Raw genomic sequence first — 13,662 nt, forward strand, 5'->3', positions numbered from 1 at the left:
GCCGCGTCAGTCGCCCTTGGCGAACTTGGGCGCGCGCCCGGCCATGTTGGCGGCGATCACCTCCATCTGCTCGGGCCCGCCGATCAGGCCCGCCTGCGCGCGGCTTTCGGCCATCAGGACATCGGCCCGCGCCGCGCCGCTTTCCGCGGTGGCGATCAGGGCCTTCGCGGCGCGAATGGCCGAGGGGCTGCGGCCCGCGATCTGCTGCGCCAGCGCAGTCGCCGCCTCGAGAGGATCGTCCGCCAGTTCGGTGACAAGCCCCCATTCCGCGGCCTGCGCGGCGCCGATCGGCTCAGCGGTGTAAGTCATCCGGCGGATCACGTCGCTACGCGTGAGATGCGGCAACAGCGCCATGCCGCCCATATCCGGCACGAGGCCCCATTTCATCTCCATGATCGCCAGCTTCGCATCCGGCGCCGCGATGCGGATATCGGCGCCCAGGGCGAGCTGGAACCCCGCGCCATAGACCGCGCCATGCAACGCGGCGATCACCGGCACGGGCAGATTGCGCCAGGTCAGCGCGACCTCCTGGAACAGGTTGGCGTCGCCATGTGTGCGCGGCATCACCAGCGCCCCGGGGTCGGAGGCGGCGAACCGGGCAAAGCTCGCCACGTCGAGGCCCGCGCAGAACGCGGCGCCGTCGCCAGACAGGATCACCGCGCGAATGTCGGCCTGCCTCAGCGATTCGCCCGCGGCGACGATGGCCTCGGCCATGTCGGGATCGACGGCGTTGCGCTTATCGGGACGGGTCAGGCGGACATGGGCGATATGGTCGGCGATCTCTGTGGTGACGCGGGGCATGGCGCGGGCTCCTCATTGCGGGCGGGACCATGACAGCGCGCGCTTCGCGGGAAGGCAAGCGTCACGTCACGGCGCCGGCGGCGGTCATAACGGGATTGCGCGCGCTGTCAGCTTGGCCTTATCTGCGGAAATGACCTATCCGCGCTACACACGGCTCACCCGATCGCTGCCCGCCTCCGTTCCCTTCGTCGGCCCCGAAGTGCAGGAACGCGCAGCGGAGATGCGTTTCAAGGCGCGGCTCGGCGCGAACGAAAACGTCTTTGGCCCCTCGCCGCTGGCGGTGGCGGCAATGCAGGCGGCGGCGAGCGATGTATGGAAATACGGCGATTCGGCGAGCTTCGACTTGCGCCATGCGCTGGCCGCGCGGATGGGTGTTGCGCCGGCCAACATCGTGGTGGGCGAGGGCATCGACGGGCTGCTCGGCTATCTCGTGCGGCTGCTGGTGGCGCCGGGCGACGCGGTGGTGACCTCCGATGGCGCGTATCCGACGTTCAACTACCACGTCACCGGCTATGGCGGCGCGCTGCACAAGCTGCCCTATCGCGACGATCACGAGGATCCGGCCGCGCTGATCGCGCATGCGGCGGCGGTCGATGCGAAACTGATCTACCTCGCCAATCCGGACAACCCGATGGGAAGCTGGCACAGGGGCGCGGCCCTAGCCCGCGCGCTCGACGACCTCCCCGAGGGCTGCCTGATGATCGTCGACGAGGCTTACGTCGAATTCGCCCCCGAAGGGACCGCCCTGTCGGTGGACGCCGAAGACCCCCGCGTGATCCGCTTCCGCACCTTTTCCAAGGCCTACGGCATGGCCGGCGCGCGCGTGGGCTACGCGATCGGCGCGGCGGACCTCATCGCCGCGTTCGAGCGCGTGCGCAACCATTTCGGCATGAACCGCGCCGCGCAGGCGGGCGCGCTGTCGGCGCTGGACGATGCCGACTGGCTGGCGCGCACCTGCGCGCGGGTCGCCGCCGCGCGGGATGAAATCACCCGGATCGCGGGCGAAAACGGGTTGGTCGCGCTGCCGTCGGCCACGAATTTCGTCAGCGTCGATTGCGGCAGCGACGGCGATTTCGCCCGCGCCGTGCTGGCGTCGCTTACAGCAGCGGGAATCTTCGTGCGGATGCCTTTCGCCGCGCCACAGGATCGCTGCATCCGCGTCAGCTGCGGCACGCCCGAGGAATTGGCGCTCCTCAAGGCCGCCCTGCCCCGCGCATTGGCGGATGCGCGCGCATGACCCCCGCGGGACAAGATGCCGCGCCCGATCGCGGGCGATCTGCGCTAGGCTGAAACCATGCGACGCGGTATCCTGCCCTCTGCCCCCGATTACACCAACGCCGCCCTGGCGATGGGGCTCATCAACCTGCTCTGGATATTCTTCGCCCTCTGGGCCGCCTTCGGCCTTCCGGTGGTGCTGGCGGCCGGTTACGGGCTTGACCTCTTGATCCGGCGCGTGGGGCGGCGGGGCTGACGCGCTGCACCCTTCCTAGTGAGAAAAACAGATCCTACCGCCCGCCCAGTAGTGCCGCGGCGGCGCTTACGCCCCCGGCCCCGTGCGGGATATCCCGCGCCGCCAATCCCGCCTCGATCGCGCCCAGCGCGCCCAGCACCATGTGCGCGTTCACATGCCCCATGTGCCCGATGCGGAAGAAGCCGTGCCAGGCCGGGTCATCCGGCTCCGCCATGCCCAGGCCGATTCCAAGGGTCACGCCGGCGTTTTCCTGCACCCAGTCGCGCAGCTCCGTGCCCTTCGGCGCGGGCAGCGACAGAGCGGTCACCGCGTGGCTGCGATGCGCAGGCTGCGCCACGTTGAGGCGCAGCGCGCCGGCCTCACCCCAGGTCTGCGCCGCGACCCAGATCGCCCGGGCAAGCGTTTCGTGCCGCGCCCAGACCGCCTCAAGCCCCTCATCGAGGATGAGATCGAGCGCGGCGCGCAGGCCGTAGATGTGATGCGTCGGGGCGGTGCCGGCGAAATACTGGTAAAAGACGTCGGGGCGCGCCCGGCGGGTCCAGTCCCAGTAGGGGCCGACCCGCTCCATCGCCGCGCGCGCCGCCGCCGCGCGGTCGTTGAAGAAGACGAACCCCAGCCCCGGCGGCGTCATCAGCCCCTTCTGGCTGGCGGTGACGCCGATATCGACGCCCCAGGCGTCCATCTCGAACCGGTCGCAGCCGAGGCTGGCGATGCAGTCGGCCATCAGGAGCGCGGGATGCCCGGCGGCGTCGAGGGCGGCGCGCAGCGCCGGCAGATCGCTGCGAATCCCGCTCGAGGTGTCGACATGGGTCGCCAGAACCGCCCTGATCCGCCGGTCCTTGTCCGCGCGCAGCGCCGCCTCCACGCGATCCGCGTCCACCGGCGCCCTCACCCCGAAATCGATCATCTCGACATCGAGGCCGAGCGTTCCTGCCATCTCGGCCCAGCCGTGGCCGAACCGCCCGGTGGCGAGCGATAGCACCCGCGCGCCGGGGGCGAGCACGTTGGAAAGCGCCGCCTCCCATGCGCCATGCCCATTGGCGATGTAGATCGCGACGTCATGTTCGGTGCGCGCCACACGGCGCAGATCGGTCACGACGCTTTCGGTCATGCCGATGAGTTCGCCCTCGTAGATATTGGGCGCGGCGCGGTGCATGGCCCGCAGCACCGCGTCCGGCACCGCGGTGGGGCCGGGTATGGCAAGGTAGGTCCGACCGTTGGCAAGGCTCATGGGGCGCGCTCCGCAAGAAATCCGCTTGCGCGCGACACTACCGCGCGGGGGGCGGGCGTCAATCGCTTGCCTTGCGCAGACAGCCCGCATAAACCGGCCTTTCACGCGGCGCGGGGTGCGGCGCGGCAGGGGATCGGGGCGGTCATGCGGCTCATCAAACGGCTTACCGAGTGGGAGCGCAACCTGCGCCAGTCCTACAACACCGACCTCTCCACCCCCGAGAACCGCCGCCGCGCCAATATCTACAACCTCTGGTTCGACCACGCGGCGCTGCGCGTCTTATGGACCAATCACTACCCGGTCGCGCCGGGCGTGTGGCGTTCGAACCAGCCGACGCACCGCCGGTTCGAGCGGCTCAAGGCGATGGGATTTCGCAGCGTCCTGAACCTGCGCGGATCGGCCGGAGCGGCGCATTACCTGGCCGAGGAGGAAAGCTGCGCGCGCCTCGGCCTCAACCTCGTGAGCGTGACGCTGCACGCGCGCTTCGCCGCCCCGCCCGAGGACATCGCCGCCGTCATCGCCGCCTTTCGCAGTATCGAGAAACCCTTTGTCATGCATTGCAAGTCGGGCGCGGACCGCGCCGGGTTCGCCGCCGCGATCTACCTCATGGTGATCGAGGGACGGCCGGTGTCGGAGGCGCGCAAGATGCTGGGGCTGAAATATATCCATTTCAGGCGCTCGCGCACCGGGGTGCTGGATTACATCCTCGATCTCTACGATGCGCGCAACGCGCGCGATCCGATCGGGTTCGAGGACTGGGTGGCGACCGAATACGACAACGAGCAGGTGCAGCGCGATTTCGAACGTAAGTTCAAACCGCTCTTCTAACGCCGCGCCATGCGCTCGGCCATGTCGAGCATCCGGCAGGAAAAGCCCCATTCGTTGTCATACCACCCGAAAACCCGCAGCAACCCGCCCGCGCCGAGCGAGGTTTCGCGCCCCGACAGGATGATCGATTCGGGCCGCCCGCGCAGGTCGGACGACACCAGCGGCCGGTCGGTCCAGCCGAAGACGCCGCCGGGCTCCACCGCCCCGCGCAAGAGCGCGTTGACGCCCTCGCGCGTGACCGAAGCGCGGGTCGCGACGATCAGGTCGATGCAGGATACGCTGGCGGTGGGCACGCGGATCGCGCGCGCCTCGACCCGTCCGGCGAGATGCGGCAGCACGAGGTCGGTCTGATGCTGCGCGCTGGTGGTCGTGGGCACCATCGAGAGCGCGGCGGCGCGGCTGCGCTCGGGGGCGCCGCGCGGCTTGTCCACGGTGGGCTGGCTGCCGGTGTAGCAATGCACGGTCGTCATCTGCCCGCCCTGGACGCCATAGGCGTCGTCGAGCAGACGCAGCAGCGGGGCCAGCGCGTTGGTGGTGCAGGAGGCGTTGGAGACGATCCGCTCGTCGCCCAGGCGTTCGTCATTCGCGCCGAGTACGAGCGTGATGTCAGCCTCCTCCGCCGGCCCCGAGACGAGCACGGCGCCAGCGCCCGCCTCGATCCCGCGCTGCGCGACTGTCCGCGCGCCCGCCATGCCGGTGCATTCGAGCACGAGGTCCACGCCAGATAGGTCGAGCCGCCGCAGGTCGGGTTCGGCGTGAAAGGCGATCCGCCGTCCATCGACGATCAAGGTTCGCGGCGCGGTTTCGACGGTCCCCGGCCAGGCGCCGTAGACGCTGTCATATTCGAAGAGGTAGGCGCAGGTTTCAAGCGGCTCGATCTCGTTTATGAGGACGAGTTCGAACCCCTCGCGCCCTTGCAGCAGGATGCGCAGGATCGCGCGCCCGATGCGGCCAAAGCCGTTGATGGCGATGCGGACGGGACGTTCGGTCATGGCGGGCTCCGGGCTGCTTTCACGGTATCGCTAAAGCAATCAGCGGGAGGATGCCAAGCAGCAAATTCCGCCGCGCCGCTCCTCCGCCCTCGCGGGCGTCCTCGCTTCTTCTTGCTGAAAATATCCCTGCCGGAGGCTCCCGCCCATCAGCTTCGGGCGCCTCCGGCGGGAGTATTTGGAGAACATTGAAAGCAGGTTTTCGCGGGCAGATCGGGCTTGACGCCTTTTCACGGCGCGCATAGCTAGGGGGCGCACGGGCGGGTATGGTGAAATGGTATCATAAGAGCCTTCCAAGCTTAAGGTGCGGGTTCGATTCCCGCTACCCGCTCCAGCCTCTTCCTACTGCGTATTCTCGATCGACGTCTCCAGCGCGTGCAGGAACGACTGCGCCGATGAACTGGCCGAGAGCAGCAGGTAGGTGTTGTCTCCGGTGCGCGCGATGATGACCCCGAGGTGCTCCATCACCGTGCGGGCGATGGCGTTCAGGGCGAAGGCATCCGGGTGCAGGTCGATCATGCAGATGCGTTCCAGCGCCGCGCGTGCGCCCGTTCCGCTGATTTCCAGCGCGCACCAGACATCACTCTGGTCGGTGGTGTAGGCCGCGCCGTCGAGCTTCGCGGCGATCTGCCGCTCCGCGTCGGGGGTTTCGCAGGGAAAGAGCGCGAAGGCCTGGTCGGACGAGAGCCGCATCAGCGCGGCCGACTTGTCCTTGGCGACGTCCGATCGACCCACCTCCGGCAGGTTGACGCCGAAGGCGGCTTTGATCGCCTTCTTCGCGGCGTCCTCTCCGCCCAGCGGCAGGGCGATGGAGACGATGGCGAGGTGTTCGGGCGCCTTCAGCGTGACGGCGCCGAAATCGCGATCATACCCCGCGAGCGGGGGGGCGGCGGTGAGGGTGAATTCAGGCACGCAGGCGCTCTCCTTGGGGGTCGATGAAATGGGGCGAGGTGATCTCGACCTGCATCTCGGTGTCATGCACGGGGCTGACGGCGCGGACGACCTCGCCCATGCGCGCATCGCCCGAGCGGATGAAGCCGAGGCCGATGGAATGGCCTAGACTGGGAGACCATGCGACCGAGGACATCCAGCCCTCGTCATTGGCCATCACCGCGTCGCGCCCTTGGCTGATGAAATGCGATCCTGCGATGAGATTCCGCGAGCGGTCGACCGGGCGGAAACCGACGAGTTTCACGGCGTCGTCGCGCTGCAATTCGGGGCGTTGCGACAGGGTCTTGCCGATGCAGTCCTTGGCGGCGCTGACCATGCGCCCCAGCCCGAGGTTGTGCGCGGTCGTGCGCCCGTCCAGTTCGTTGCCCGCGGCGTGGCCCTTTTCGATGCGCATCACGCCCAATGCCTCGGTGCCGTAGGGCACGGCGTCGAACTCGCGCCCCGCCTCCATCAGCACGCGCATCATGTCATTGCCATAGCGCGCAGGCACGGCGACCTCGAACGCCAATTCACCCGAGAACGAGATGCGGAAGAGCCGCGCGGGCGTGCCGCCGCAGACCGTGACCTCGCCGCAGGCCATGAACGGAAACGCGTCGTTGGAGATGTCGTGTTCCTTATCCACCACCTTGCGCAGCAGGTCGCGCGATTTCGGTCCCGCGACGGCGAACTGCGCCCAGCCGTCGGTCGTGGAGATCAGATGCACGTCCATGTCCGGCCACAAGCATTGGCGCGCGAATTCCATCCGGCGGAACACCAGCACCGCGTTGGCGGTCGTCGTGGTCATGACAAAATGGTTTTCTCCCATCCGCGCGGTGGTGCCGTCGTCGTAGCAGATGCCGTCCTCGCGCAGCATAATGCCATAACGGATGCGGCCCACGGGCAGCTTGGCGAAACCGTTGGCGTAGACCTTGTTGAGGAACGCCGCCGCGTCGCGGCCCTGGATTTCGATCTTGCCCAATGTGGTCACGTCGCAGATGCCGACCGTCTGCCGCGTTTGCAGCGCCTCGCGGTCCACGCTGTCGCGCCAGCCCTTTTCGCCGGGGCGGACGAACCATTGCGCACGCAGCCAGTTGCCGACCTCGACGAAGGTGGCGCCGTTGGCCTTGGCCCATTCGTGGCTGGGTGTCAGCCGGTAGGGGCGGAAATCGCGGCCCCTCGCGCGGCCCGCAAGCGCACCGATGGGCACCGGCGTGTAAGGCGGGCGGAAGATCGTCGTGCCGGTCTCGGGGATCGATTTGCCGGTGCATTTGGCCATGATCGCGAGCGCGGGAATGTTCGACGTCTTGCCCTGGTCGGTGGCCATGCCGAGCGTCGTGTAACGCTTCATGTGTTCGACCGAGCGGAAATTCTCGCGGTGGGCCTGCTTGATGTCCTTGACGGTCACGTCGTTCTGAAGATCGAGCCACGCGCGTTTGCGGCTTTCGGGGACGTACCAGACGGGCGCGCCCTCGCGCGGCTCATCCTCGGCCTTGGGACCGGGTTTGCGCGACGGGGTGAAACCGAGATCCTTGAGTTGCGCATTGGCCGCCTTGCGCCCTTCGTCGAGCGCGGCGGCGAGCGTCAGTTGCCCGTTCGCGGCCCCCGCAACTACCATCCCGGCAGGCAGGTGCGCCCCCGGCACGAAGGCATCGATCGCCTCGTTCCATTCGGGTTTGCCGCGCTGGTGGCAGGTCAGGTGCACGGTGGGGTTCCACCCGCCCGAGACCGCGAGCGCGTCGCAGGGAATGACCTGCCCGTCGGTCAGGGTGATGGATTTGAGGGCCTTGCGCCCGACCGTGTCCATCACCGCCGCACCGCGAATATGCCGCGCGCCCGGCACGTCGCAGACCGCCGCGCGGTCCCGCGTGTCGACGATGGCGCGCACGTCGACGCCTTTCGCGGCGAGGTCGGCGGCGGTGCGCCAGCCGTCATCGTTGTTGGTGAAGACGGCCATCGTCTGGCCCGGCGTGACGCCGTAGCGGTTCACGTAGGTGCGCACGGCGCCCGCGAGCATGATGCCGGGCCGGTCGTTGTTGCCGAACGCGATGGGCCGCTCGGTCGCGCCCGCGGCCAGCACGGCACGGCGCGAATAGATCCGCCAGAGCACCTGGCGCGGCTTTACCCCGGGATCGGGCAGGTGGTCGGTCACGCGTTCCAGCGCGCCGTAGACCCCGTGGTCATAGGCGCCGTAGATCGTGGTGCGGGTCATCAGCCGCACGTTCGGCATCGCCCGCAATTCGGCCAGGGCGGCCTCGGTCCATGCGGAACCGGGCATGTCGTCCACGGCGAGCGTCTCGGCGTTGAGCCGCCCGCCCATGCGGAAATCCTCGTCCGCGAGGATCACCCGCGCGCCGCTGCGCCCGCCCGCAAGCGCGGCGGAAAGGCCGGCGGGACCGGCACCGATCACCAGCAGGTCGCAATGCAGGTAGCCCTTGTCGTAGGTGTCGGGATCGTCCTCCATCGACAGGCGGCCAAGGCCCGCCGAGGCGCGGATCGCGGGTTCGTAGAGTTTCTCCCAGAAGGCGCGCGGCCACATGAAGGTCTTGTAGTAGAACCCCGCGCTCAGGAAGGGCGACATGAGGTCGGTGACCGCCATCAGGTCGTGTTCGAGCGATCCGCGATGGTTCTGGCTGGTCGCGGTCAGCCCGTCGTAGAGTTCCGCGACCGTGGCGCGGGTGTTGGGTTCCTGCCGCGCGCCGTCGCGCAGGTGGACGAGCGCGTTGGGCTCCTCCGACCCCGCGGTGAATATGCCGCGCGGACGGTGATACTTGAAGGAGCGCCCGACGAGAAGCTGGCCGTTGGCCAGGAGCGCGGAGGCGAGCGTGTCGCCCGCGTGGCCCTGCATGGCGCGTCCGTTGAAGGTGAAGTCGACCGTGCGGGACGTGTCGATCAGCCCCTTGGCGATGCGGTTCGTCTGGCTCATGTGCTGCGCCCCCGTTCGCGCGCGACATCGCGCGCGATTTCCACCCTCGTGATCTCGTGCGTGAGCGTGTCGCGCGTCACCACGAGCCAGCTGCGATCGCCCTGTTCGTGATACCAGAGCTCGCGCATCTCGCCGGCCACGTTGTCGCGCAGGTAGCCGTATTCGAGGAACCGCTCGGCCGCGTCCTTGGCGTCCGGGTCGGGGCGCTCGATCAGGCAGGCGTCGCCGAGATAGGTGAACTCGGCCGCGTCGCGCGGGCCGAGAAGGGGGTGGTTTATGAGCATGTGGCCTCCAGGCGGGGAAGAATTCTGGAAAATTCTTCCCAATTTTCTTGGAAGAAAATTGCGCGGCCGGAACCGGGGGGCGCAATGCCCGGGGTTCCGGCCTGTTGCGGGTGGGGGATTGGAGTATTTCTGCAAAGAAGAAGCATCGCGGGTCTCAATGCAGGTTGGGCTGGGCGCCCACACCCTTTTCGTCGATCATGTGGCCGCGACGGAACCGGTCGAGCCGCATTTCGGCGGCGACCGGGTGGGGCGCGTCCCTCGCCAGCAGATGCGCGTAGCACCAGCCCGAGGCCGGGGTCGCCTTGAACCCGCCGTAGCACCAGCCGCCGTTGAAGTAGAGCCCGTCGATATGGGTGCGGTCGATGAAGGGCGAGCCGTCCATGCTCATGTCCATCACGCCGCCCCACGAGCGCAGCAGCCGCGCGCGCCCGATCATGGGCATGATCGCCATGCCGCCTTCGCACACGTCCTCGACCACGGGCAGGTTGCCGCGCTGCGCGTAGGAGTTGTAGCCGTCGATATCGCCGCCGAAGACCAGCCCGCCCTTGTCGGACTGGCTGACGTAGAAATGGCCGGCGCCGAAGGTGATGACGCCGGGCAGCACCGGCTTCAGCCCCTCGGTCACGAAGGCCTGGAGGACGTGGGACTCGATCGGCAGGCGCATGCCCGCAAGCGCGGCCACCCGGCCCGAGGATCCGGCGACGCACATCGCCACCTTGCGCGCGCGGATCGGGCCGCGGGTGGTTTCCACGCCGCGGCAGGTTCCGTCTTCGATGTCGAAGCCGGTGACCTCGCAGTTCTGGATGATGTCGACGCCGCGCGCGTCCGCTGCGCGCGCATAGCCCCAGGCGACCGCGTCATGGCGCACCGTCCCGCCGCGCCGCTGGTAGAGCCCGCCGCGGATCGGAAAGCGGGCGTTGTCGAAATCGAGGAACGGCAGTTCGCGGCGCAGCTGGTCGGCGTCGGCGTATTCCGCGTCCGCGCCGGCGAGGAACATCGCGTTGCCGCGCCGGATGAAGGCGTCGCGCTGGGCGTCGGAGTGCACGAGGTTCAGGATCGAGCGTTGCGAGATCATCGCGTTGTAGTTCAGATCCTGCTCCAGCCCCTCCCAGAGCTTCAGCGACAGCTCATAGAACGGTTCGTTCCCCGGCAATAGGTAATTGGAGCGGATGATCGTGGTGTTGCGGCCCACGTTGCCCGACCCGATCCACCCCTTTTCCAGCACCGCGACATTGGTGATCCCGTATTCGCGGGCGAGGTAGTAGGCCGTGGCGAGCCCATGCCCGCCGCCGCCGATGACGACCACGTCGTATTCGCGCTTGGGCTCGGGGTCGCGCCAGGCGGGTTTCCAGCCCTTGTTGCCGGTCAGGCCTTCCTTGAGGATGCGAAGGGCGGAATAGCGCATGGGCGGGCTCCTGTTCTGCGTCTTGCATAATCAAGGGTTCGGGGCCGGTGGACTATCCCGAAACGGACGGATACATGTCCATGATGGCCAAATCGCCCGAATCCCGCCCGATGTGCGTCGGCATCCTGCCGATCCCCGGCTTCGCGATCATGTCCTTCGCGTCGCTGAGCGAGCCGATGCGCGCGGCGAACCTGCTGGCGGGGCGGACGCTCTATGACGTGCGCGTCATCGGCGAAGGCCCGGTCGCCAGTTCCGGCGCGGCCTCGGTCACGCCGCATTGCGCGATGAATGAGGCGCCCGCGCTTGACCAGCTCTTCGTGGTCGCGGGGGGCGATCCGATGCAGTTCGAGGACGCGGGCGTGCTGCGCTGGCTGGGGCGCTTGGCGCGGGCGGGCACGCTGCTGGGCGGGGTGTCGGGCGGACCGGTGATCCTCGCCCGCGCCGGGCTGATGGCGGGGCGGCGGATGACGCTGCACTGGGAACATGCCGCCGCGCTGGCCGAGATCGCGCCGGATCTGGCGATCGAGCGCACGCTCTACGTGATCGAGCGCGATCGCGTGACCTGCGCCGGCGGGACCGCGCCGCTCGACCTCATGCACGCGCTGATCGCGCGCGATCATGGTGCGGTTTTCGCCCGCGCGGTCAGCGACTGGTTCATGCACACCGAGGTGCGCCCGCCCATCGGCCCGCAGCGCGCCGGGCTGGTCGAGCGCGTGGGCAGCCACGCGCCCGCCCTGCTCGACGCGATCGCCGCGATGGAAAGCCACGTGGCCGATCCGCTGGACCTGCGGCAACTGTCGGTTCTGGCGGGCGTCTCGCCCCGGCAGTTGGGGCGGCTGTTCCGCGATGAGCTGGGCGTCTCGGCGATGAGTTACTACCGGCGCTTGAGGCTCGAAAGGGCGCAGAGCCTGTTGCGCAACTCGGCCCTGTCGCTGACCGAGATCGCGCTGGCCACCGGGTTCGCCAACTCGTCGCATTTCAGCCGCGCCTATTCGGCGCAGTTCGGCGCGCCGCCCTCGGCCTATCGTTGAACCGCCCCGGCGGCTGCGCTAGCCTCAGGGCCCGAACAAAGGAGCGCCCCATGCCCCCGCTGACCGTCGCCTGCCTGCAAACCCGCGCGCGCCCGGATTTCGACGCGGCGCTGCAAGAGGCGCTGCCACTGGCCGAAGAGGCGGTGTCGCGCGGCGCGCAAATGCTGTTCCTGCCGGAATATTGCGGCGGGCTGGCGACCGAGGGCGCGGCGGTCGCCCCGCCGATGGCGGAGGAGGACGCGCATCCGGTGCTGCGCGCGATGCGGGGGTTCGCGGCGCAGAACCGCGTCTGGGTGAACCTCGGCTCCATCGCCGTCACCGGGCCGGACGGGCGCATCATCAACCGCGGTTTCATGCTCTCGCCCGAGGGCGGGATCGCGGGGCGCTACGACAAGATTCACCTCTTCGACGTGCGGCTTTCCGAAAGCGAGGTCTATCGCGAAAGCGACCGCGTCGATCCGGGGACTCGCGTGGTGATCCACGACACACCACTGGCGCGCATCGGCCACACGATCTGCTATGATTTGCGGTTCCCGCATCTCTTCCGCGCGCTGGCGCAGGGCGGGGCCGACATGATCGCCTGCCCCGCGGCCTTTACCGCGCGCACCGGGGCGGCGCATTGGCATGTTCTCAACCGCGCCCGCGCGATCGAGACGACGCGCTTTGTCGTCTCCGCGGCGATGACCGGCCCGGTGCCGGGCGGAGGCGAGACCTACGGCCATTCGCTGATCGTCGATCCCTGGGGCGAGGTGCTGGCCGATGGCGACGAGGGGCCCGGCGTGATCCTGGCCGCGCTCGACCTCGACATGGTCGCGGCCACCGAGGCGCGGGTGCCAAGCCTGATGAACGACGCGGATTTCGCGCCGCCGGACGCCGCGGACAGATAGGGTTTGCAGCCTCCCGCGCGCTCTGCTCTGATGCGGGCCGATTGACAGGAGTAACCCGCATGAGCGAGCGCACGTACTTCGCCAGCCCCGGCGGCCAGCCGCCGCAGACCGCGCTTTTCAGCGATCGCGCCGTCTTTACCGAAGCCTACGCAGTGCTGCCCCGCGGCACCATGCGCGACATCACGGCGAGCCGCCTGCCCCATTGGGACGCCACCCGCCTATGGGTGATGGCGCGCCCGCTGTCGGGCTTCGCCGAGACCTTTTCGCACTACCTGATGGAGATTTCGCCCGACGGCGGCTCCACCCGCCCCGAGCCGGACGCGCGGGCCGAGGGCGCGCTTTTCGTCACCGGCGGCGCGGTGGAACTGACGATCAACGGGCAGGCGCATGTCCTGCGCGCGGGCGGCTTCGCCTACATACCGCCGGGAAGCGACTGGCGGCTGGCGCAGACCGGCGACGGCGTGGCGGTGCTGCACTGGGTGCGCAAGGCCTACGTGCCGGCGGACGGCCTGCCCGCGCCCGATCCCGTCATCACCAGCGACGCGGAGAACGAACCATTCGCCATGCCCGATTCGGACGGGCGCTGGGCGACGACGCGGTTCGTCGATCCCGACGACATGCGCCACGACATGCACATGACCATCGTCACGCTCCATCCCGGCGCGGTGATCCCGTTCCTCGAGACCCACGTCATGGAGCACGGGCTCTACGTGCTCGAGGGCAAGGCCGCCTATCGGCTCAACCGCGATTGGGTCGAGGTCGAGGCGGGCGATTACATGTGGCTGCGCGCCTTCTGCCCGCAGGCCTGTTACGCGGGCGGGCCGGGGCCGTTCCGCTACCTGCTCTACAAGGACGTGAACCGCCACGCCGCGCTCTGAACGC

13 protein-coding genes and 1 tRNA gene are annotated in these 13,662 nt (G+C 68.7%); 7 read left to right on the forward strand and 7 right to left on the reverse strand.

Annotated features, from left to right (window positions below):
- Positions 1–6 precede the first annotated feature (6 nt).
- The gene (locus D6850_RS13220; RefSeq protein ID WP_121167661.1) at positions 7–801 is read right to left on the reverse strand and encodes a crotonase/enoyl-CoA hydratase family protein; all 795 of its coding nucleotides are present in this window, start codon (positions 799–801) and stop codon (positions 7–9) included.
- Between the two features lie 130 nt (positions 802–931).
- Here D6850_RS13220 and D6850_RS13225 point away from each other — a divergent pair, with 130 nt between their 5' ends.
- Both D6850_RS13225 and D6850_RS19530 read left to right on the forward strand, forming a co-directional pair.
- Entirely contained in the window at positions 932–2,038 is a 1,107-nt protein-coding gene (locus D6850_RS13225) for a pyridoxal phosphate-dependent aminotransferase (RefSeq protein ID WP_121167664.1), read from the forward strand.
- A gap of 57 nt (positions 2,039–2,095) precedes the next feature.
- Complete coding sequence (locus tag D6850_RS19530; protein WP_166434053.1) at positions 2,096–2,272, forward strand: hypothetical protein; 177 nt, start codon at positions 2,096–2,098, stop codon at positions 2,270–2,272.
- A 34-nt stretch (positions 2,273–2,306) separates the two neighbouring features.
- On the opposite strand, the gene D6850_RS13230 is transcribed toward D6850_RS19530, so the two are convergent.
- On the reverse strand, positions 2,307–3,503 hold the full coding sequence (locus D6850_RS13230; protein WP_121167666.1) for a pyridoxal-phosphate-dependent aminotransferase family protein: 1,197 nt from the start codon (positions 3,501–3,503) through the stop codon (positions 2,307–2,309).
- A 144-nt stretch (positions 3,504–3,647) separates the two neighbouring features.
- Here D6850_RS13230 and D6850_RS13235 point away from each other — a divergent pair, with 144 nt between their 5' ends.
- Complete coding sequence (locus D6850_RS13235) at positions 3,648–4,331, forward strand: fused DSP-PTPase phosphatase/NAD kinase-like protein (RefSeq protein WP_121167668.1); 684 nt, start codon at positions 3,648–3,650, stop codon at positions 4,329–4,331.
- Here D6850_RS13235 and D6850_RS13240 read toward each other — a convergent pair.
- Positions 4,328–5,323 carry a type I glyceraldehyde-3-phosphate dehydrogenase gene (locus D6850_RS13240; protein ID WP_121167670.1) on the reverse strand — a complete coding sequence of 332 codons (996 nt, stop codon included), beginning with the start codon at positions 5,321–5,323 and terminating at the stop codon, positions 4,328–4,330. The two genes, D6850_RS13235 and D6850_RS13240, sit on opposite strands and share 4 nt — an antisense overlap.
- A 257-nt stretch (positions 5,324–5,580) precedes the next feature.
- Here D6850_RS13240 and D6850_RS13245 point away from each other — a divergent pair.
- A tRNA-Gly gene (locus D6850_RS13245) sits at positions 5,581–5,654 on the forward strand.
- Positions 5,655–5,662: 8 nt separating this feature from the next.
- Here the strand turns inward: D6850_RS13245 and D6850_RS13250 are convergent.
- From D6850_RS13250 to D6850_RS13265, 4 genes are all read right to left on the reverse strand, one after another.
- Positions 5,663–6,232 (reverse strand): sarcosine oxidase subunit gamma, encoded by a 570-nt coding sequence (locus D6850_RS13250; protein WP_121167672.1) that lies wholly within the window; start codon positions 6,230–6,232, stop codon positions 5,663–5,665.
- Positions 6,225–9,173, reverse strand: a complete 2,949-nt coding sequence (locus D6850_RS13255; protein ID WP_121167674.1) for a sarcosine oxidase subunit alpha family protein — start codon at positions 9,171–9,173, stop codon at positions 6,225–6,227. Before D6850_RS13255 ends, D6850_RS13250 begins: the two co-directional genes overlap by 8 nt.
- The gene (locus tag D6850_RS13260) at positions 9,170–9,457 is read right to left on the reverse strand and encodes a sarcosine oxidase subunit delta (RefSeq protein ID WP_121167676.1); all 288 of its coding nucleotides are present in this window, start codon (positions 9,455–9,457) and stop codon (positions 9,170–9,172) included. The genes D6850_RS13255 and D6850_RS13260 overlap by 4 nt, the downstream gene beginning before the upstream one ends.
- Positions 9,458–9,611: 154 nt before the next feature.
- Positions 9,612–10,862 carry a sarcosine oxidase subunit beta family protein gene (locus tag D6850_RS13265; protein ID WP_121167679.1) on the reverse strand — a complete coding sequence of 417 codons (1,251 nt, stop codon included), beginning with the start codon at positions 10,860–10,862 and terminating at the stop codon, positions 9,612–9,614.
- 74 nt (positions 10,863–10,936) lie between these two features.
- Between D6850_RS13265 and D6850_RS13270 the strand changes: the two genes are divergently transcribed.
- From D6850_RS13270 to D6850_RS13280, 3 genes are read left to right on the forward strand one after another with little or no spacing between them, the layout of a single operon-like run.
- Complete coding sequence (locus tag D6850_RS13270) at positions 10,937–11,893, forward strand: GlxA family transcriptional regulator (protein ID WP_245964182.1); 957 nt, start codon at positions 10,937–10,939, stop codon at positions 11,891–11,893.
- Positions 11,894–11,943: 50 nt separating this feature from the next.
- Positions 11,944–12,780: a carbon-nitrogen hydrolase family protein gene (locus D6850_RS13275; protein WP_121167681.1), complete on the forward strand. Its 837-nt coding sequence runs from the start codon at positions 11,944–11,946 to the stop codon at positions 12,778–12,780.
- A 59-nt stretch (positions 12,781–12,839) separates the two neighbouring features.
- Entirely contained in the window at positions 12,840–13,658 is an 819-nt protein-coding gene (locus tag D6850_RS13280; protein WP_121167683.1) for a bifunctional allantoicase/(S)-ureidoglycine aminohydrolase, read from the forward strand.
- The last annotated feature ends 4 nt before the right edge of the window (positions 13,659–13,662 follow it).

The organism is Roseovarius spongiae (assembly GCF_003651245.1).
Classification (GTDB): domain Bacteria; phylum Pseudomonadota; class Alphaproteobacteria; order Rhodobacterales; family Rhodobacteraceae; genus Roseovarius; species Roseovarius spongiae.